Source organism: Bradyrhizobium vignae, assembly GCF_900324035.1.
Classification (GTDB): Bacteria; Pseudomonadota; Alphaproteobacteria; order Rhizobiales; family Xanthobacteraceae; genus Bradyrhizobium; species Bradyrhizobium vignae.
In genome coordinates, this window is record NZ_LS398110.1 from 3,415,094 (window position 1) to 3,432,022 (window position 16,929).

Sequence of the window (16,929 nt, forward strand, 5' to 3'; positions counted from 1 at the left end):
TCATCCTGATCGCATAGAATCGGTGCAATAGCGGTTGCCGCTATTTTCTGGTTCTCTCTGCGGTCAGGCCGGCCGTCAGCATCGGTTGGTTTCATGGCGTCCAAGCCCCTCCCGCCCGACAAACAGAAGCTCGCCGCGGAAGAGGCGGCCGAGCTCGACGACAAGCTTGCCCTCGCCAAGCCGGACCTCGAAGACGACGAGGATCAGGAGGATGACGAGCTGGAGCTCGACGACGAGGACGAGGACCTCGTCGTCTTTACCGCGCGGGAAGCCGCCGGCGCGCTCGCGACCATCGTCGGGTTCGTCAAACCCTATCTCTCCAACTACAAGCGGATGCTGTCGTTCGTCGCATTCGGCGTCGTGGTCGAGACGTTGTTCAACGTCATCATGCCGCTCAGCCTCAAGTTCCTGATCGACGACGCACTCGGCGAGGAGGATTTTCAGGCGCTCTATAAGATACTCGGCGCGCTCGCCGTCGCCGGCATCTTCACTTCGATCGTTGCGGTCTGGTACGAGCGCTGGGACGCGCGGCTTGCCGCCTGCATCATCTCCGATGTCCGCAAGCGCCTGTTCGAGCACGTCCAGGACCTGCCGGCGGCCTATTTCGGCCGCACCAAGCGCGGCGAGATCCTGTCACGCTTCTCGGTCGACCTCTCGGCCTTCGAAGGCTCGGTCAAGACCTTTGCCAACAGCGCCGCGCTGCCGTTCCTGGAGTTGATCGCCGGCATCATCCTGATGCTGTTCCTGAACTGGCAGCTCGCGGTGGTCGCGCTTCTGGTGTTCCCGATCACGCTGATTGGCCCGCGCATCCTCACGCCGAAAGCGGTGCAGGCCAATTACGAGCAGAAGCTCAACGAGAGCGCGCTGCTCGGAATGGTGCAGGAGAACGTGGCGGCGCAGGCCGTGATCAAGGCGTTCAGCCTGCAACGCAAGATGTTCGGCTTCTTCACCTTGCGCAACGACGAGACCCGCAACAAGATCGCCTCGGCCGCGTTCCTGTCGACCATGGTGGAGCGGACGGTCACCGTCTCGGTGCTGCTCCTGCACCTCGTGGTGCTCGCGATCGGCGCCTATCTGGCGACCAAGGGCCAGATCACCATCGGCACCTTCGTCACCTTCGAGAGCGCGTTCTGGGAGGTCTCCTACAACATCGCCCACGTGATGCACTTCATCCCGGTGTCGATCTCCTCGGCCGCCGCGATCCGCCACATCCAGGAGCTGCTGGACGAGCCGACCCGCGGTGCCGATCGCCCCGGCGCGCCCGATCTGCCGCGCATCACCAACGACATTACTTTCGATCACGTCACCTTCCAGTACGAGGGCAGTCAGACACCGGTACTGGACAATCTCAGCCTCAAGCTCAAGGCCGGCAAGCGCATCGCCATCGTCGGCCCCTCAGGCTGCGGCAAGAGCACGCTGCTCAATCTGATTCTGCGGCTCTACGTGCCCAATGAAGGCCGCGTCACCATCGACGGCGTCGATGTCCGCAAGGTGACGTTGGATTCGCTGCGTCGGAGCATGGCGGTGGTGTTCCAGGAGAATATGCTGTTCAACATGTCGATCCGCGAGAACATCCGGCTCGGCAAGGAGGGGGCGACCGACGAAGAGGTGGAGGAGGCGGCCAAGAAGGCCGAGATCCACCGCTACATCATGAGCCTGCCGCAGCAATACGACACGCAGGTCGGCGAGCGCGGAGACACGCTGTCGGGTGGCCAGCGCCAGCGCATCGCGATCGCGCGTGCGATCATCCGTAACCCATCCGTTCTGCTGCTGGACGAAGCCACCTCGGCCCTCGACCAGACCACGGAAGCCGCGATCAACCGCACGCTGCTGAAGCTCGCCAAGGGCCGCACCATGATTTGGTCGACCCACCGCCTCGCGTCGGTGGTCGAGATGGACGAGATCATCGTGATTTCAGGGGGCAGGGCGATCGAGCGCGGCTCCCATGCCGAGCTGCTCGCCAAGAACGGCACCTATCGCAAGCTGTGGAACGATCAGATCCACCAGCCGCATGGCGTGTCGGCTCACGCCGACGACGACAGCGACGAGGACGACGAGGACGAGGAGGAGTGACCGGAGGCGTTCGGCTCCAAGGGAGCCGGCTTGGCCGATCCATGTCTCGTCTCCCAAGCGCGTGTGGTCCAGCACCGACTCATTGATTCTGTTGCGCAAGGCGTTCGGCCGACGTGGAGCCGCCAACTTTTTTCGACAAGCGGTTTGGGGGATCGGCCCCCGCGGATCGACCACTCCCATCGAAATCCCCGCGAGACCGCCCAACGCGGCACGCCGGGAATGCTGGAAAGCCTGTTCGCCAGCCGTCAGATCTGTGTATGGGCAGAAAAAAGCCCTCTGTTTGATAATAAAACTATATTTAATCCGGGTATAATCCTCTTTCGAGCCTAGCAGATCGGACTCTTCGTTCCCATGTCGGACGGGTGCGCGGAGGCGGCCAGGAGGCTATTTCTGCAGGCACGTGAGGCGCTTTGTGACTGTCGTTTCACCTTGACTTGACCGATTCTCACTTATAGAAAGCGCCTCACTTAACGACAGGCGGTGAGCATCGCCAGCGTCGGAACGGGCCACCCGTTGATCCCCAAGGACTAGATCCATAAGGGGTCGTAAAGGCGGGCACCAACCTCGACGAATGCCGCTCAAACGCTGTCGATCATAGCTAGGCAATGCCAGTGCGACTTTAGTTCTCTTGAGCATGTTCTCTTGAGATCGAATTCGGATGCATGACCTCAGTGCGCGGGCCGCGGCGTTACGCTGAACGGCCTCACTACTGCGGTCCTCTGTGGCGTCGAAGCGCTTTCCGCTCGTTGATGGAGCGGTTGGCGCAATTTCGCTTTGCGTGGGTTATTTCGCGCAAGGTGGCCCCTCGGGCGGGTGGCTCGAACAGAATTTGCGGACCCGGTGACGGGCCGCGGCAAGACAGCGGACCCGAGAGGGGCCGCGGCAGAAAAAGGGTGAAGGCCAGAATGCCGACGATCAACCAGCTGATCGCTCAACCGCGGGAAGTGCAGAAGTCGCGCAAGAAGGTGCCGGCGCTGCAGCAATCGCCGCAGAAGCGTGGTGTTTGCACGCGCGTCTACACCACGACCCCGAAGAAGCCGAACTCGGCGCTTCGTAAGGTTGCCAAGGTGCGCCTGACCAACGGCTTCGAGGTGATCGGCTACATCCCCGGCGAGGGTCATAACCTCCAGGAGCACTCGGTGGTCATGATCCGCGGCGGCCGCGTCAAGGACTTGCCCGGCGTGCGCTACCACATCCTCCGCGGCGTTCTGGATACCCAGGGCGTCAAGAACCGTAAGCAGCGCCGTTCGAAGTACGGCGCCAAGCGTCCGAAGTAAGCGGGAACCAAGCCTATGTCTCGTCGCCACTCTGCGGAAAAGCGCGAAGTTCTCCCGGATCCGAAGTTCGGGAACATCATCGTCACGAAGTTCATGAACTCGGTGATGTACGCCGGAAAGAAGTCGGTCGCCGAAGGTATCGTCTACGGCGCGTTCGGCATCATCGAGTCCAAGACCAAGCAGAACCCGCTCGGCGTGTTCGAGCAGGCGCTCGAGAACGTCATGCCGACGATCGAGGTGCGCTCCCGCCGCGTCGGCGGCGCGACCTATCAGGTTCCGGTCGAGGTTCGCTCGACCCGCCGGCAGGCCCTGGGCATCCGCTGGCTGATCGCGGCCGCGCGCGAGCGCAATGAGAAGACGATGACCGAGCGGCTCTCGGCGGAGCTCTTGGACGCATCGAACAACCGGGGGAACGCCGTCAAGAAGCGCGAAGACGTGCACCGCATGGCGGAAGCCAACCGCGCCTTCTCGCATTATCGCTGGTAACGGCGAAACAAACGGACTCGCAAGGAACACCCCATGCCCCGCCAACATGCCATCGAGGACTACCGTAACTTCGGTATCATGGCGCATATCGACGCCGGCAAGACCACGACGACCGAGCGCATCCTCTATTACACCGGCAAGAGCCACAAGATCGGCGAAGTGCACGAAGGTGCCGCGACGATGGACTGGATGGAGCAGGAGCAGGAGCGTGGCATCACGATCACCTCGGCTGCGACCACCGCCTTCTGGAACGGCAAGCGCCTGAACATCATCGACACGCCCGGCCACGTCGACTTCACCATCGAAGTCGAGCGTTCTCTGCGCGTGCTCGACGGCGCCGTCTGCGTGCTCGACTCCAACCAGGGCGTCGAGCCCCAGACCGAGACCGTCTGGCGCCAGGGCGACAAGTACAAGGTTCCGCGTATCGTCTTCGCCAACAAGATGGACAAGATCGGTGCGGACTTCTTCAAGTGCCTGTCCGACATCGTTGACCGTCTGGGTGCCAAGCCCGTCGCGATCCAGCTCCCGATCGGTGCCGAGAACAACTTCAAGGGTCTCGTCGATCTCGTGAAGATGAAGGGCGTCGTCTGGAACGATGAATCGCTCGGTGCGAAGTTCGATTATGTCGATATTCCGGAAGATCTCGTCGACCAGGCCAAGGAATACCGCGAGAAGATGGTGGAAGCCGCCGTCGAGCTCGACGACGACGCCATGGCCGCCTATCTCGACGGCAAGGAGCCGGACGAGGCGACGCTGAAACGCCTGATCCGCAAGGCGGTGCTGACCGGCGCGTTCTATCCCGTGCTGTGCGGCTCGGCCTTTAAGAACAAGGGCGTGCAGCCGCTGCTCGACGCCGTCGTCGACTATCTGCCGTCGCCGCTCGACGTGCCCGCGATCAAGGGCACGGACGACAAGGGCAACGAAGTCGTGCGCAAGGCGGACGACAAGGAGCCGCTGGCGCTGCTCGCGTTCAAGATCATGGACGACCCGTTCGTCGGCACCATCACCTTCTGCCGCATCTATTCCGGCATTCTGCAGAGCGGCACCGGCGTCGTGAACTCGACCCGCGAGAAGAAGGAACGGATCGGGCGCATGCTGTTGATGCATGCAAACAACCGCGAGGACATCAAGGAAGCCTATGCCGGCGACATCGTCGCGCTGGCCGGCCTGAAGGAAGCGCGCACCGGTGACACGCTGTGCGATCCCGACCATCAGGTCATCCTCGAGAAGATGGAATTCCCCGAGCCGGTCATCGAGATCGCGATCGAGCCGAAGTCCAAGGCCGACCAGGAGAAGCTGGGCGTGGCGCTGGCCAAGCTCGCGGCGGAGGATCCGTCCTTCCGCGTGTCGACCGACCATGAGTCCGGCCAGACCATCCTCAAGGGCATGGGCGAACTCCATCTCGACATCAAGGTCGACATCCTCAAGCGCACCTACAAGGTCGACGCCAACATCGGCGCGCCGCAGGTGGCGTTCCGCGAGCGCATCACCAAGCGGGTGGAGCACAGCTACACCCACAAGAAGCAGACCGGCGGTACCGGCCAGTTCGCGGCCGTGTCGTTCATCGTCGAGCCGAACGAGCCCGGCAAGGGCTTCGAGTTCGAATCGAAGATCGTCGGCGGTGCGGTGCCGAAGGAATACATCCCCGGCGTCGAGAAGGGCCTGGAGAGCGTGCTGTCGTCCGGCGTGGTCGCGGGCTTCCCCGTGGTCGACGTCAAGGTGCAGCTCGTCGACGGCAAGTATCACGACGTCGACTCGTCGGCGCTCGCCTTCGAAATCGCTTCGCGTGCCTGCTTCCGCGAAGCGCTGCAGATGGGCAAGTCCGTCCTGCTCGAGCCGATCATGAAGGTCGAAGTTGTGACCCCGGAAGACTACACCGGCTCGGTCATCGGCGACCTGAATTCCCGGCGCGGTCAGATCCAGGGGCAGGACATGCGCGGCAACGCCAACGTCATCAATGCGATGGTGCCGCTCATGAACATGTTCGGTTACGTGAACAACCTGCGCTCCATGAGCCAGGGTCGCGCGACCTTCACCATGCAGTTCGACCACTACGCAGAAGCGCCGGCCAACGTGTCGGCAGAAGTCCAGAAGAAGTTTGCCTGATTATCGTCGGTCTCAAGCCGACGATTGAACGGAGAGTCAAATGGCCAAAGCAAAGTTTGAACGTACCAAGCCGCACTGCAACATCGGCACCATCGGTCACGTCGACCATGGCAAGACGTCGCTGACCGCGGCGATCACCAAGATCCTCGCCGAGACCGGCGGTGCGACGTTCACCGCGTACGATCAGATCGACAAGGCGCCGGAAGAGAAGGCGCGCGGCATCACCATCTCGACCGCGCACGTCGAGTACGAGACCACGAACCGCCACTACGCCCACGTCGACTGCCCCGGCCACGCCGACTACGTCAAGAACATGATCACCGGCGCCGCCCAGATGGACGGTGCGATCCTGGTCGTGTCGGCCGCTGACGGCCCGATGCCGCAGACCCGCGAGCACATCCTGCTCGCCCGCCAGGTCGGCGTGCCCGCGCTCGTCGTGTTCCTCAACAAGTGCGACATGGTCGACGACCCGGAGCTGCTCGAGCTCGTCGAGCTCGAAGTCCGCGAGCTGCTCTCCAAGTACGAATTCCCCGGCGACAAGATCCCGATCATCAAGGGTTCGGCGCTTGCCGCTCTCGAAGACTCCGACAAGAAGCTCGGCCACGACGCCATCCTCGAGCTGATGCGCAACGTCGACGAGTACATTCCGCAGCCGGAGCGTCCGATCGACCAGCCGTTCCTGATGCCGGTTGAAGACGTGTTCTCGATCTCGGGCCGCGGCACCGTCGTGACCGGCCGTGTCGAGCGCGGCGTCGTCAAGGTCGGCGAGGAAATCGAGATCGTCGGTCTGCGTGCGACCCAGAAGACCACCGTCACCGGCGTCGAAATGTTCCGCAAGCTGCTCGATCAGGGCCAGGCCGGCGACAACATCGGCGCGCTGCTCCGCGGCACCAAGCGCGAGGACGTCGAGCGCGGCCAGGTTCTGGCCAAGCCGGGTTCGGTCAAGCCGCACACCAAGTTCAAGGCTGAGGCCTACATCCTCACCAAGGAAGAGGGCGGTCGCCACACCCCGTTCTTCACCAACTACCGTCCGCAGTTCTACTTCCGCACCACCGACGTGACCGGTGTCGTGCACCTGCCGGAAGGCACCGAGATGGTGATGCCGGGCGACAACATCGCGATGGAAGTGCACCTGATCGTGCCGATCGCGATGGAAGAGAAGCTCCGCTTCGCGATCCGCGAAGGCGGCCGCACCGTCGGCGCCGGCGTCGTCGCCTCGATCATCGAGTAATTACGAGAAAAGGGACGGCGAGTAGCGAATGGTGACATTCGCTATTCGCTATTCGCCACCCACTGAAGAGAGACCACGGCAATGAACGGCCAAAATATTCGTATCCGTCTCAAGGCGTTCGACCATCGTATCCTCGATACGTCGACCCGTGAGATCGTGAACACGGCGAAGCGCACCGGCGCGCAGGTCCGCGGACCGATTCCGCTGCCCACCCGCATCGAGAAGTTCACCGTCAACCGTTCGCCCCACGTCGACAAGAAGAGCCGCGAACAGTTCGAGATGCGCACTCACAAGCGCCTGCTCGACATCGTCGATCCGACCCCGCAGACCGTCGATGCTTTGATGAAGCTCGACTTGGCCGCCGGTGTCGACGTCGAGATCAAGCTCTAAGATTTTGGATCCCGTTCGCCAAAAGCGGACAAAGAGAACAGGAAGCAAGCCGATGCGCTCCGGAGTGATCGCACAAAAGGTCGGGATGACGCGGGTCTTCACGGAGGCTGGCGAACATATCCCCGTGACCGTGCTGAAGCTCGGCAATTGCCAGGTCGTAGGCCACCGCACCGAAGAGAAGAACGGTTACGTCGCGCTCCAGCTCGGTTCGGGCAGCCGCAAGACCGTTTACATGCCCAAGGCCGAGCGCGGCCAGTTCGCGGTCGCCAAGGTCGAGCCGAAGCGCCGGGTCGAGGAATTCCGCGTCTCTGCGGATGCCATGATCCCGGTCGGCGCCGAGATCCAGGCCGACCACTTCGTCGTCGGCCAGTTCGTCGACGTCACGGGCACCTCGGTCGGTAAGGGCTTCGCCGGCGGCATGAAGCGCTGGAACTTCGGCGGTCTGCGCGCCACGCACGGTGTGTCGATCTCGCACCGCTCGATCGGTTCGACCGGTGGCCGTCAGGACCCCGGCAAGACCTGGAAGAACAAGAAGATGCCCGGCCACATGGGTGTCGATCGCATCACCACGCTCAACCTTCGCGTCGTCCAGACCGATGTCGAGCGGGGCCTGATCCTCGTCGAAGGCGCCGTTCCGGGCTCCAAGGGCGGTTGGATCCGCGTGCGCGATGCCGTCAAGAAGCCGCTGCCGAAGGAAGCTCCGAAGCCCGGCAAGTTCAAGGTTGCTGGCGACGCGGAAGCCGCTCCGGCTACGCAGGAGGCGTGAGATGGAATTGAAGGTCACCACCCTCGAAGGTAAGGAAGCCGGCTCGGTCCAGCTCTCCGACGCCATTTTCGGCCTCGAGCCGCGCGAGGACATCATCGCGCGCTGCGTGCAGTGGCAGCTCAACAAGCGCCAGGCCGGCACGCACAAGGCCAAGGGCCGCGCCGAGATCTGGCGCACCGGCAAGAAGATGTACAAGCAGAAGGGCACCGGCGGTGCTCGTCACGGCTCGGCCCGCGTGCCGCAGTTCCGCGGCGGCGGCCGTGCCTTCGGTCCGGTGGTGCGTTCGCACGCCACCGACCTGCCGAAGAAGGTCCGCGCCCTGGCGCTCAAGCATGCGCTCTCGGCCAAGGCCAAGGACGGCGATCTCGTCGTGATCGAGAAGGCCGCGCTCGAGACCGCCAAGACCAAGGCGTTGCTCGGCCACTTCTCGGGCCTCGGGCTCACCAATGCGCTGATCATCGACGGCGCCGAGCTCAACAACGGTTTCGCCGCCGCGGCTCGCAATATCCCGAACATGGACGTGCTGCCGATCCAGGGCATCAACGTCTATGACATCCTGCGCCGTCAGAAACTCGTTCTGACCAAGGCCGCCATCGATGCGCTGGAGGCGCGCTTCAAATGAGCAAGAACATCGAGCCTCGCCACTACGACGTGATCCTGTCGCCGGTCGTGACCGAAAAGGCGACGATCGCTTCGGAGCACAACAAGGTGCTTTTCAAGGTGGCCGCCAAGGCGACCAAGCCGCAGATCAAGGAAGCGATCGAGAAGCTGTTCGACGTCAAGGTCAAGAGCGTCAACACGCTGGTCCGCAAGGGCAAGGTCAAGGCCTTCCGCGGCACCATCGGCTCGCAGTCGAACAGCAAACGCGCGATCGTGACTCTCGAAGAGGGTCACCGGATCGACGTCACCACCGGTCTGTAAGGTCGTACGACGATGGCACTGAAGACATTCAATCCCACGACGCCAGGCCAGCGCCAGCTGGTCATGGTCGATCGTTCGGCCCTCTACAAGGGCAAGCCGCTCAAGGCGCTCACCGAGGGCAAGAAGTCCTCGGGCGGCCGCAACAACACTGGTCGCATCACCGTGCGTTTCCGCGGCGGTGGTCACAAGCAGACGCTGCGCACCGTCGACTTCAAGCGCGAGAAGGTCGACGTCCCCGCGACCGTCGAGCGGCTGGAGTATGATCCGAACCGCACCGGCTTCATTGCGCTGATCAAGTATCAGGACGGCGAGCAGGCCTACATCCTGGCGCCGCAGCGCCTGGCCGTGGGTGACACCATCATTGCCGGCAACTATGTCGACGTGAAGCCGGGCAACGTCATGCCGCTCGGCAACATGCCGGTCGGCACGATCATCCACAACATCGAGGTCAAGATCGGGAAGGGCGGCCAGCTCGCCCGTTCCGCCGGCACCTACGCCCAGCTCGTCGGTCGCGACCAGGATTACGTGATCATCCGCCTGAACTCGGGCGAGCAGCGCCTGGTGCACGGCCGTTGCCGCGGCACGATCGGCGCGGTGTCGAACCCGGATCACATGAACACCTCGATCGGCAAGGCCGGTCGCAAGCGTTGGATGGGCCGCAGGCCGCACAACCGCGGTGTCGCGATGAACCCGATCGACCATCCGCACGGCGGTGGTGAAGGTCGCACCTCGGGCGGTCGTCACCCGGTCACTCCGTGGGGCAAGCCGACCAAGGGCAAGAAGACCCGTACCAACAAGTCGACCAACAAATTCATTCTCCTAAGCCGCCACAAGCGGAAGAAGTAAGGAACGCCGGACATGGTTCGTTCAGTCTGGAAAGGCCCGTTCGTCGAGGGTTCTCTGCTCAAGAAGGCAGATGCCGCCCGTGCGTCCGGCCGTCACGACGTCATCAAGATCTGGAGCCGTCGCTCGACGATCCTGCCGCAGTTCGTCGGCCTGACCTTCGGCGTCTACAACGGTCAGAAGCACGTGCCGGTGGCCGTCAACGAGGAAATGGTCGGTCACAAGTTCGGCGAGTTCTCGCCGACCCGGACCTTCCATGGCCACTCCGGCGACAAGAAAGCCAAGAAGGCTTGAGGATTAAACGATGAGCAAACCTAAGCGCGAACGGAGCCTCGCCGACAACGAGGCCAAGGCGGTCGCCCGGATGCTGCGGGTGAGCCCGCAGAAGCTCAACCTGGTCGCCCAGCTCATTCGCGGCCGGAAGGCGTCTGCTGCGCTCGCCGACCTGCAGTTTTCGCGCAAGCGGATCGCGGTCGACGTGAAGAAGTGCCTGGAATCGGCTATCGCCAACGCCGAGAACAACCACGACCTCGACGTCGACGATCTCGTCGTTGCGCAGGCCTTCGTCGGCAACGGCCTCGTGATGAAGCGCTTTGCCGCTCGTGGCCGCGGCCGCTCGGGCCGTGTCTACAAACCATTTTCGCAGCTGACGATCATCGTTCGTCAGGTCGAAGCTGAAGCCGCCGCTTAAGGGCGCAGGAGAACACGATGGGTCAAAAGATCAATCCGATCGGTCTGCGTCTCGGCATCAACCGGACCTGGGATTCCCGCTGGTTCGCCGGCAAGCAGGAATACGGCAAGCTGTTGCACGAGGACGTCAAGATCCGTGAGATCCTGCACAAGGAGCTCAAGCAGGCTGCCGTTGCCCGCATCGTGATCGAGCGTCCGCACAAGAAGTGCCGCGTCACCATCCACTCGGCCCGTCCGGGTGTGGTGATCGGCAAGAAGGGTGCGGACATCGACAAGCTGCGCAAGAAGGTCGCGGACATCACCTCGTCCGACGTCGTCATCAACATCGTCGAGATCCGCAAGCCGGAGCTCGATGCGACGCTGGTGGCGGAGTCGATCGCGCAGCAGCTCGAGCGCCGCGTGGCGTTCCGCCGTGCCATGAAGCGCGCCGTGCAGTCGGCGATGCGCCTCGGCGCGGAGGGCATCCGCATCAACTGCTCGGGACGTCTCGGCGGTGCGGAAATCGCGCGCATGGAGTGGTACCGCGAAGGTCGCGTGCCGCTGCACACGCTGCGCGCCGACATCGACTACGGCGTTGCGACCGCGTTCACGACCTTCGGCACCTGCGGCGTCAAGGTCTGGATCTTCAAGGGCGAGATCCTCGAGCACGATCCGATGGCCCAGGACAAGAGAATGGCCGAAGGCGAGGGCACTGGTAGCGGTGGTGGCGGCCGGCAGCGCCGCGACGCGGCTGCAGCCTGAGCTGACCTGAGAATTTGAGGGCTTAAAGCCATGATGCAACCTAAGAAAACGAAGTTCCGGAAGGCGCATAAGGGCCGCATCCACGGCGTTGCGTCTTCGGGCGCGACGTTGGCGTTCGGCCAGTTCGGCCTGAAGGCGACCGAGCCTGAGCGCGTCACCGCGCGTCAGATCGAAGCCGCCCGTCGCGCGCTGACCCGTCACATGAAGCGCGCCGGCCGCGTCTGGATCCGCGTGTTCCCCGACGTTCCGGTGTCCAAGAAGCCGGCCGAAGTCCGCATGGGCTCCGGTAAGGGTTCGCCGGAATTGTGGGTCGCGCGCGTCAAGCCGGGCCGGGTGCTGTTCGAGATCGACGGCGTCAACACCCAGACGGCGCGTGAAGCGCTGACCCTGGCGGCCGCCAAGCTGCCGATCAAGACGCGCTTCGTCGAGCGCATTGCGGAGTAATGGCCATGGCCCAGATGAAGATCGAAGACATCCGTGCGATGAGCCCCGATCAGCAGGATGATGCCATCCTGAACCTGAAGAAGGAGCGCTTCAACCTGCGCTTCCAGCGCGCCACCGGGCAGCTCGAGAACACCTCGCGCCTGCGCGAGGCTCGCCGTGACATCGCCCGGATCAAGACCGTCGCCGCGCAGACGCGCGCGAAGAAGAAGTAAGAGGCTTACGAAGATGCCGAAACGTACTTTGCAGGGCGTGGTCGTCAGCGACAAGCAAGCCAAGACCATCGTGGTGCGCGTCGATCGCCGCTTCACGCACCCGATCTACAAGAAGACGATCCGCCGTTCGAAGAACTACCACGCGCACGACGAGAGCAACCAGTTCAAGCCGGGCGACATGGTGTGGATCGAGGAAACGAAGCCGATTTCGAAGTTGAAGCGCTGGGTCGTGATCCGGGGCGAACACAAGAAAAGCGCCTGATCTGTTGGCTCTAGCCGACTGACTTCAGGGAAATGTTGAGCGCCGGCTGGGCTGGCGCAAAGAGAAAGAGGACGAGGTGCATCAATGATTCAGATGCAGACCAACCTCGACGTGGCCGACAATTCTGGCGCACGCCGTGTCATGTGTATCAAGGTGCTTGGGGGCTCCAAGCGCCGCTACGCAACGATCGGCGACATCATCGTCGTTTCGATCAAGGAAGCTATCCCGCGTGGCAAGGTGAAGAAGGGCGACGTGATGAAGGCCGTCGTGGTGCGCGTCCGCAAGGACATCCGCCGCGCCGACGGTTCGGTCATCCGCTTCGACCGCAACGCCGCCGTCCTGATCAACAACCAGTCCGAGCCGGTCGGCACCCGTATCTTCGGGCCCGTGCCGCGCGAGCTGCGCGCCAAGAACCACATGAAGATCATCTCGCTCGCGCCGGAGGTGCTGTGATGGCTGCGAAGATCCGCAAGGGCGACAAGGTCGTCGTGCTGACCGGCCGCGACAAGGGCCGCACCGGCGAAGTGTTCGAGGTTCGTCCCGACGCCGGCACCGCGCTGGTGCGCGGCATCAACATGGTCAAGCGTCACCAGAAGCAGACGCAGGCCCAGGAGGGCGGCATCATCTCGAAAGAGGCGCCGATCCACCTGTCCAACATCGCGTATGTCGGCAAGGACGGAAAGCCGACCCGCATCGGATTCAAGATTCTGGCGGACGGCAAGAAGGTTCGCATCGCCAAGAGCTCGGGAGCTGAGATCGATGGCTGAGGCCGCTTACACACCGCGCCTGCGCGCGGAATATGACGCGAAGATCCGTACGGCTCTGACCGAGAAGTTCGGTTACCAGAACGTCATGCAGGTTCCGCGGCTGGACAAGGTCGTGCTGAACATGGGCGTCGGCGATTCGGTCAACGACCGCAAGAAGGCCGAGACCGCCGCTGCCGAATTGACCCAGATCGCCGGCCAGAAGGCGATCGTGACCTATTCGCGCATCGCGATCGCGACCTTCAAGCTGCGTGAGAACCAGCCGATCGGCTGCAAGGTCACGCTGCGCAAGGCCCGCATGTACGAGTTCATCGATCGCCTGGTGAATGTCGCGCTGCCACGCGTCCGCGACTTCCGCGGTCTGAACCCGAAGAGCTTCGACGGCCGTGGCAACTATTCGCTCGGCATCAAGGAGCACATCATTTTCCCCGAGATCGACTTCGACAAGGTCGCGGAAGCTCGCGGTATGGACATCACCGTCTGCACCACGGCCAAGACCGACGAAGAGGCGAGGGCCTTGTTGACCGCTTTCAATTTCCCGTTCCGGCAGTGAGACGCTGACCTAGAGCCTCTCAAACGCGGATACCCAGGAGCCAAGCATGGCAAAGAAGAGTTCAGTCGAGAAGAACAACCGGCGCAAGCGGATGGTGAAGAACGCCGCCGCCAAGCGCGAGCGGTTGAAGGCGATCATCGCCGACAAGACGCTGCCGATGGAGGAGCGGTTCGCCGCGACCCTGAAGCTGGCGGAAATGCCGCGCAATTCGTCGGCGACCCGCATCCGCATGCGTTGCGAATTGTCGGGCCGTCCGCGCTCGAACTACCGCAAGAACAAGCTGTCCCGTATCGCGCTGCGCGACCTTGGCTCCAAGGGCATGGTCCCGGGCCTCGTGAAGTCCAGCTGGTAAGGAGGGTCGTTTAGATGTCTACGCACGATCCAATCAGCGATCTGATCACCCGTATCCGCAATGCGCAGTTGCGTTCGAAGACCAAGGTCTCCACGCCTGGCTCGAAGATGCGCGAGAACGTGCTCGAGGTTCTGAAGGCCGAGGGCTACATCCGCGGCTACGCCACGCTCGAGCATTCCTCGGGCCGCAGCGAGATCGAGATCGAGCTGAAGTATTTCGACGGCGAGCCCGTCATCCGCGAGATTGAACGCGTTTCCAAGCCCGGGCGCCGCGTCTACGCCTCGGTGAAGAACCTGCCGCGGGTGAACAATGGACTCGGCATTTCGGTGTTGTCGACGCCGAAGGGGATCATGGCCGACCACAGCGCGCGCGACGCGAATGTGGGCGGTGAAGTCCTCTTCACGGTGTTCTGAGAAGGATTTTCGATCCATGTCACGTGTTGGCAAGAAGCCTGTGACGGTGCCGTCGGGCGTTACCGCGACCGTCGACGGCCAGACCGTCAAGATGAAGGGGCCGAAGGGCCAGCTTCAGTTCATCGTCCACGACGACGTCGAGGTGAAGCTCGAGAACGGCCAGATCAACGTCAAGCCGCGGGCCGAGACCAACCGCGCGCGGGCGCTGTACGGCACCGCTCGCGCCCAGGTCGCGAATCTGGTCGAAGGCGTCACCAAGGGTTTCGAGAAGAAGCTCGAGATCACCGGCGTCGGCTATCGTGCCGCGATGCAGGGCAAGAACCTCCAGCTCGCGCTCGGCTACAGCCATGACGTGATCTATCCGATCCCCGAGGGGATCACGATCACCGTGCCGAAGCCGACCGAGATCACGGTGGCGGGCAGCGACGTCCAGCGCGTCGGTCAGGTCGCCGCCGAGATCCGCGCCTACCGTCCGCCGGAGCCCTACAAGGGCAAGGGCGTGAAGTACGTGGGCGAATTCATCTTCCGCAAGGAAGGCAAGAAGAAGTAACGGAGCCGGTCATGTCGAAAGCCAAGGTTACGAATGCCCGGCGCAAGCGGAGTGTGCGGCTGAAGCTGCGCCGTTCCGCCGGCGGCCGTCCGCGTCTGTCGGTGTTCCGCTCGTCCAAGCACATCTACGCCCAGGTCATCGACGACCTGAGGGGCGAGACGCTGGCCTCTGCCTCGTCGCTCGAGAAGTCGATGCGCGACGGCGGCAAGACCGGTGCGGACATCGATGCAGCGAAAGCAGTCGGCAAGTTGCTGGCCGAGCGCGCGGTCGAGAAGGGCGTCAAGGAAGTCGTGTTCGATCGCGGCGGCTATCTCTATCACGGGCGCGTCAAGGCTCTGGCCGACGCGGCGCGTGAGAGTGGGCTGAGCTTCTAACAGAATTTGAGGATTGGGGCGTAAGCCTCTGAAGGATTGGAAAAACCATGGCAGCTGAACGCGAACAACGTGGTGGACGCGATCAACGCGGCGGCGGACGTGAACGCAGGGAGCGCGAGGAGCGCGACAGCGAGTTCGTCGACAAGCTCGTCCACATCAACCGCGTGGCCAAGGTCGTCAAGGGCGGCAAGCGCTTCGGTTTCGCAGCGCTGGTCGTGATCGGCGACCAGAAGGGCCGCGCCGGCTTCGGTCACGGCAAGGCGCGCGAAGTGCCTGAGGCGATCCGCAAGGCGACCGAGTCCGCCAAGCGCAACCTGACGCGCGTGTCGCTGCGCGAGGGCCGCACGCTCCATCACGACATTGCCGGTCGTCATGGCGCGGGCCGTGTCTACCTGCGTGCAGCTCCGGCCGGTACCGGCATCATCGCCGGTGGCCCGATGCGCGCCGTGTTCGAGACGCTCGGCGTCCAGGACGTGGTGGCGAAGTCGATCGGCTCGTCGAACCCGTACAACATGGTGCGCGCGACCTTCGACGCGCTGAAGCATCAGGATTCGCCGCGTTCGGTCGCAGCCCGCCGCAACATCAAGGTGTCCACCCTCCAGTCCCGTCGTATCGGCGGCGACGCCGAGGCGGCTGCCGACTAACGGAAGCTTTTCGGAGTAGATCCACATGGCCAAGGCCGCAAAGACGATCAAGGTCGAGCAGATCGGCAGCGCGATTCGCCGCCATCACTCGCAGCGCTCGACGCTGATCGGGCTCAAGCTCAACAAGATCGGCCGTACCAGCGAATTGCCGGACACTCCGGCGGTCCGCGGCATGATCGAGAAGGTTCACCATCTCGTCCGCATCGTCGACGAGAAGTAAGCAAAGGCGCACGATCCCGGAAAGCGGGAAGCGGTTTTCGGTGAAGATCGTGCGCAAGACACAAGGAGAAGGGCGATGAAGCTCAGCGATATCGCCGACAACGCCGGCTCGCGCAAAAAGCGTATGCGCGTCGGCCGCGGCATCGGTTCCGGCAAGGGCAAGCAGTCCGGCCGCGGCGGCAAGGGCCAGACCGCGCGTTCGGGCGTGCGCATCAAGGGTTTCGAAGGCGGCCAGATGCCGATGCATCGCCGTCTGCCCAAGCGCGGCTTCAACAACATCTTCCGCGTCGAGTTCGCCGAGATCAATCTCGACCGGCTCCAGGAAGCGGTCGATGCCAAGAAGATCGACGCCGGCAGCGTCGTCAACGTCGAAGCCCTGGTGAAGGGTGGCGTGCTGCGTCGCGCCAAGGGCGGCCTGCGGCTGCTCGGCCGCGGCGAGCTCAAGTCCAAGCTCAACATCGAGGTGCACGGCGCGAGCAAGACCGCTATCGCGGCGGTCGAGAAGGCCGGCGGCTCGGTGAAGATCCTCGCCCAGCCCAAGGAAGAAGGCGAGGCGGCGTAACAACTGCGTCATCGGCCCGCGGCGCGCGGGCCTTTACGCATGCGGGACGTGGACTT

General features: G+C 63.3%; 26 protein-coding genes. All 26 read left to right on the top strand.

Features of this window, described 5'->3' with window-relative positions:
• The first annotated feature begins 93 nt into the window (after positions 1–93).
• The 26 genes from BRAD3257_RS16495 (at position 94) to rplO (ending at position 16,873) form a co-directional block, all read left to right on the top strand.
• Complete coding sequence (locus BRAD3257_RS16495) at positions 94–2,073, top strand: ABC transporter ATP-binding protein (RefSeq protein ID WP_122402693.1); 1,980 nt, start codon at positions 94–96, stop codon at positions 2,071–2,073.
• Positions 2,074–2,978: 905 nt separating this feature from the next.
• Positions 2,979–3,350 carry a 30S ribosomal protein S12 gene (gene rpsL / locus BRAD3257_RS16500; protein WP_007603006.1) on the top strand — a complete coding sequence of 124 codons (372 nt, stop codon included), beginning with the start codon at positions 2,979–2,981 and terminating at the stop codon, positions 3,348–3,350.
• Between the two features lie 15 nt (positions 3,351–3,365).
• Complete coding sequence (gene rpsG / locus BRAD3257_RS16505; RefSeq protein ID WP_018647239.1) at positions 3,366–3,836, top strand: 30S ribosomal protein S7; 471 nt, start codon at positions 3,366–3,368, stop codon at positions 3,834–3,836.
• A gap of 33 nt (positions 3,837–3,869) precedes the next feature.
• Positions 3,870–5,942 carry an elongation factor G gene (fusA, locus tag BRAD3257_RS16510; RefSeq protein WP_122402694.1) on the top strand — a complete coding sequence of 691 codons (2,073 nt, stop codon included), beginning with the start codon at positions 3,870–3,872 and terminating at the stop codon, positions 5,940–5,942.
• A gap of 40 nt (positions 5,943–5,982) precedes the next feature.
• Positions 5,983–7,173, top strand: a complete 1,191-nt coding sequence (tuf, locus tag BRAD3257_RS16515; protein WP_027574053.1) for an elongation factor Tu — start codon at positions 5,983–5,985, stop codon at positions 7,171–7,173.
• A gap of 81 nt (positions 7,174–7,254) precedes the next feature.
• Entirely contained in the window at positions 7,255–7,563 is a 309-nt protein-coding gene (gene rpsJ / locus BRAD3257_RS16520; RefSeq protein WP_002712302.1) for a 30S ribosomal protein S10, read from the top strand.
• A 52-nt stretch (positions 7,564–7,615) separates the two neighbouring features.
• Positions 7,616–8,329 carry a 50S ribosomal protein L3 gene (rplC, locus tag BRAD3257_RS16525; protein WP_122402695.1) on the top strand — a complete coding sequence of 238 codons (714 nt, stop codon included), beginning with the start codon at positions 7,616–7,618 and terminating at the stop codon, positions 8,327–8,329.
• 1 nt (position 8,330) lies between these two features.
• Positions 8,331–8,951 carry a 50S ribosomal protein L4 gene (rplD, locus tag BRAD3257_RS16530; protein WP_091894751.1) on the top strand — a complete coding sequence of 207 codons (621 nt, stop codon included), beginning with the start codon at positions 8,331–8,333 and terminating at the stop codon, positions 8,949–8,951.
• Entirely contained in the window at positions 8,948–9,250 is a 303-nt protein-coding gene (locus BRAD3257_RS16535) for a 50S ribosomal protein L23 (protein ID WP_025036992.1), read from the top strand. The genes rplD and BRAD3257_RS16535 overlap by 4 nt, the downstream gene beginning before the upstream one ends.
• A gap of 12 nt (positions 9,251–9,262) precedes the next feature.
• Positions 9,263–10,096, top strand: a complete 834-nt coding sequence (gene rplB, locus BRAD3257_RS16540) for a 50S ribosomal protein L2 (RefSeq protein WP_060736369.1) — start codon at positions 9,263–9,265, stop codon at positions 10,094–10,096.
• Between the two features lie 12 nt (positions 10,097–10,108).
• Entirely contained in the window at positions 10,109–10,387 is a 279-nt protein-coding gene (rpsS, locus tag BRAD3257_RS16545) for a 30S ribosomal protein S19 (RefSeq protein ID WP_008136357.1), read from the top strand.
• Positions 10,388–10,397: 10 nt separating this feature from the next.
• Positions 10,398–10,784 carry a 50S ribosomal protein L22 gene (gene rplV / locus BRAD3257_RS16550; RefSeq protein WP_008549264.1) on the top strand — a complete coding sequence of 129 codons (387 nt, stop codon included), beginning with the start codon at positions 10,398–10,400 and terminating at the stop codon, positions 10,782–10,784.
• A 17-nt stretch (positions 10,785–10,801) separates the two neighbouring features.
• Positions 10,802–11,524, top strand: coding sequence for a 30S ribosomal protein S3 (gene rpsC / locus BRAD3257_RS16555; RefSeq protein WP_122402696.1), 723 nt, complete (start codon positions 10,802–10,804; stop codon positions 11,522–11,524).
• A gap of 30 nt (positions 11,525–11,554) precedes the next feature.
• Positions 11,555–11,968 (top strand): 50S ribosomal protein L16, encoded by a 414-nt coding sequence (gene rplP, locus BRAD3257_RS16560; RefSeq protein ID WP_008136349.1) that lies wholly within the window; start codon positions 11,555–11,557, stop codon positions 11,966–11,968.
• Between the two features lie 5 nt (positions 11,969–11,973).
• Positions 11,974–12,180, top strand: coding sequence for a 50S ribosomal protein L29 (gene rpmC, locus BRAD3257_RS16565; RefSeq protein WP_011088144.1), 207 nt, complete (start codon positions 11,974–11,976; stop codon positions 12,178–12,180).
• Positions 12,181–12,193: 13 nt separating this feature from the next.
• A complete protein-coding gene (rpsQ, locus tag BRAD3257_RS16570) occupies positions 12,194–12,442 on the top strand; it encodes a 30S ribosomal protein S17 (RefSeq protein WP_024342452.1) in 249 nt (82 codons plus the stop codon).
• Positions 12,443–12,526: 84 nt separating this feature from the next.
• Entirely contained in the window at positions 12,527–12,895 is a 369-nt protein-coding gene (gene rplN / locus BRAD3257_RS16575) for a 50S ribosomal protein L14 (protein ID WP_007603030.1), read from the top strand.
• A complete protein-coding gene (rplX, locus tag BRAD3257_RS16580; protein ID WP_122402697.1) occupies positions 12,895–13,209 on the top strand; it encodes a 50S ribosomal protein L24 in 315 nt (104 codons plus the stop codon). The genes rplN and rplX overlap by 1 nt, the downstream gene beginning before the upstream one ends.
• Positions 13,202–13,759: a 50S ribosomal protein L5 gene (rplE, locus tag BRAD3257_RS16585; RefSeq protein ID WP_122402698.1), complete on the top strand. Its 558-nt coding sequence runs from the start codon at positions 13,202–13,204 to the stop codon at positions 13,757–13,759. Before rplX ends, rplE begins: the two co-directional genes overlap by 8 nt.
• A gap of 46 nt (positions 13,760–13,805) precedes the next feature.
• Complete coding sequence (gene rpsN / locus BRAD3257_RS16590; protein ID WP_122402699.1) at positions 13,806–14,111, top strand: 30S ribosomal protein S14; 306 nt, start codon at positions 13,806–13,808, stop codon at positions 14,109–14,111.
• Between the two features lie 14 nt (positions 14,112–14,125).
• Positions 14,126–14,524: a 30S ribosomal protein S8 gene (gene rpsH, locus BRAD3257_RS16595; RefSeq protein WP_122402700.1), complete on the top strand. Its 399-nt coding sequence runs from the start codon at positions 14,126–14,128 to the stop codon at positions 14,522–14,524.
• A gap of 16 nt (positions 14,525–14,540) precedes the next feature.
• The gene (gene rplF, locus BRAD3257_RS16600; protein WP_122402701.1) at positions 14,541–15,074 is read left to right on the top strand and encodes a 50S ribosomal protein L6; all 534 of its coding nucleotides are present in this window, start codon (positions 14,541–14,543) and stop codon (positions 15,072–15,074) included.
• Positions 15,075–15,085: 11 nt separating this feature from the next.
• Complete coding sequence (gene rplR, locus BRAD3257_RS16605; protein ID WP_122402702.1) at positions 15,086–15,448, top strand: 50S ribosomal protein L18; 363 nt, start codon at positions 15,086–15,088, stop codon at positions 15,446–15,448.
• A 47-nt stretch (positions 15,449–15,495) separates the two neighbouring features.
• The gene (gene rpsE, locus BRAD3257_RS16610) at positions 15,496–16,092 is read left to right on the top strand and encodes a 30S ribosomal protein S5 (protein ID WP_014494507.1); all 597 of its coding nucleotides are present in this window, start codon (positions 15,496–15,498) and stop codon (positions 16,090–16,092) included.
• A gap of 25 nt (positions 16,093–16,117) precedes the next feature.
• Entirely contained in the window at positions 16,118–16,312 is a 195-nt protein-coding gene (gene rpmD, locus BRAD3257_RS16615) for a 50S ribosomal protein L30 (protein ID WP_122402703.1), read from the top strand.
• Positions 16,313–16,387: 75 nt separating this feature from the next.
• Positions 16,388–16,873, top strand: coding sequence for a 50S ribosomal protein L15 (gene rplO / locus BRAD3257_RS16620; protein WP_036011044.1), 486 nt, complete (start codon positions 16,388–16,390; stop codon positions 16,871–16,873).
• Positions 16,874–16,929: the final 56 nt, after the last annotated feature.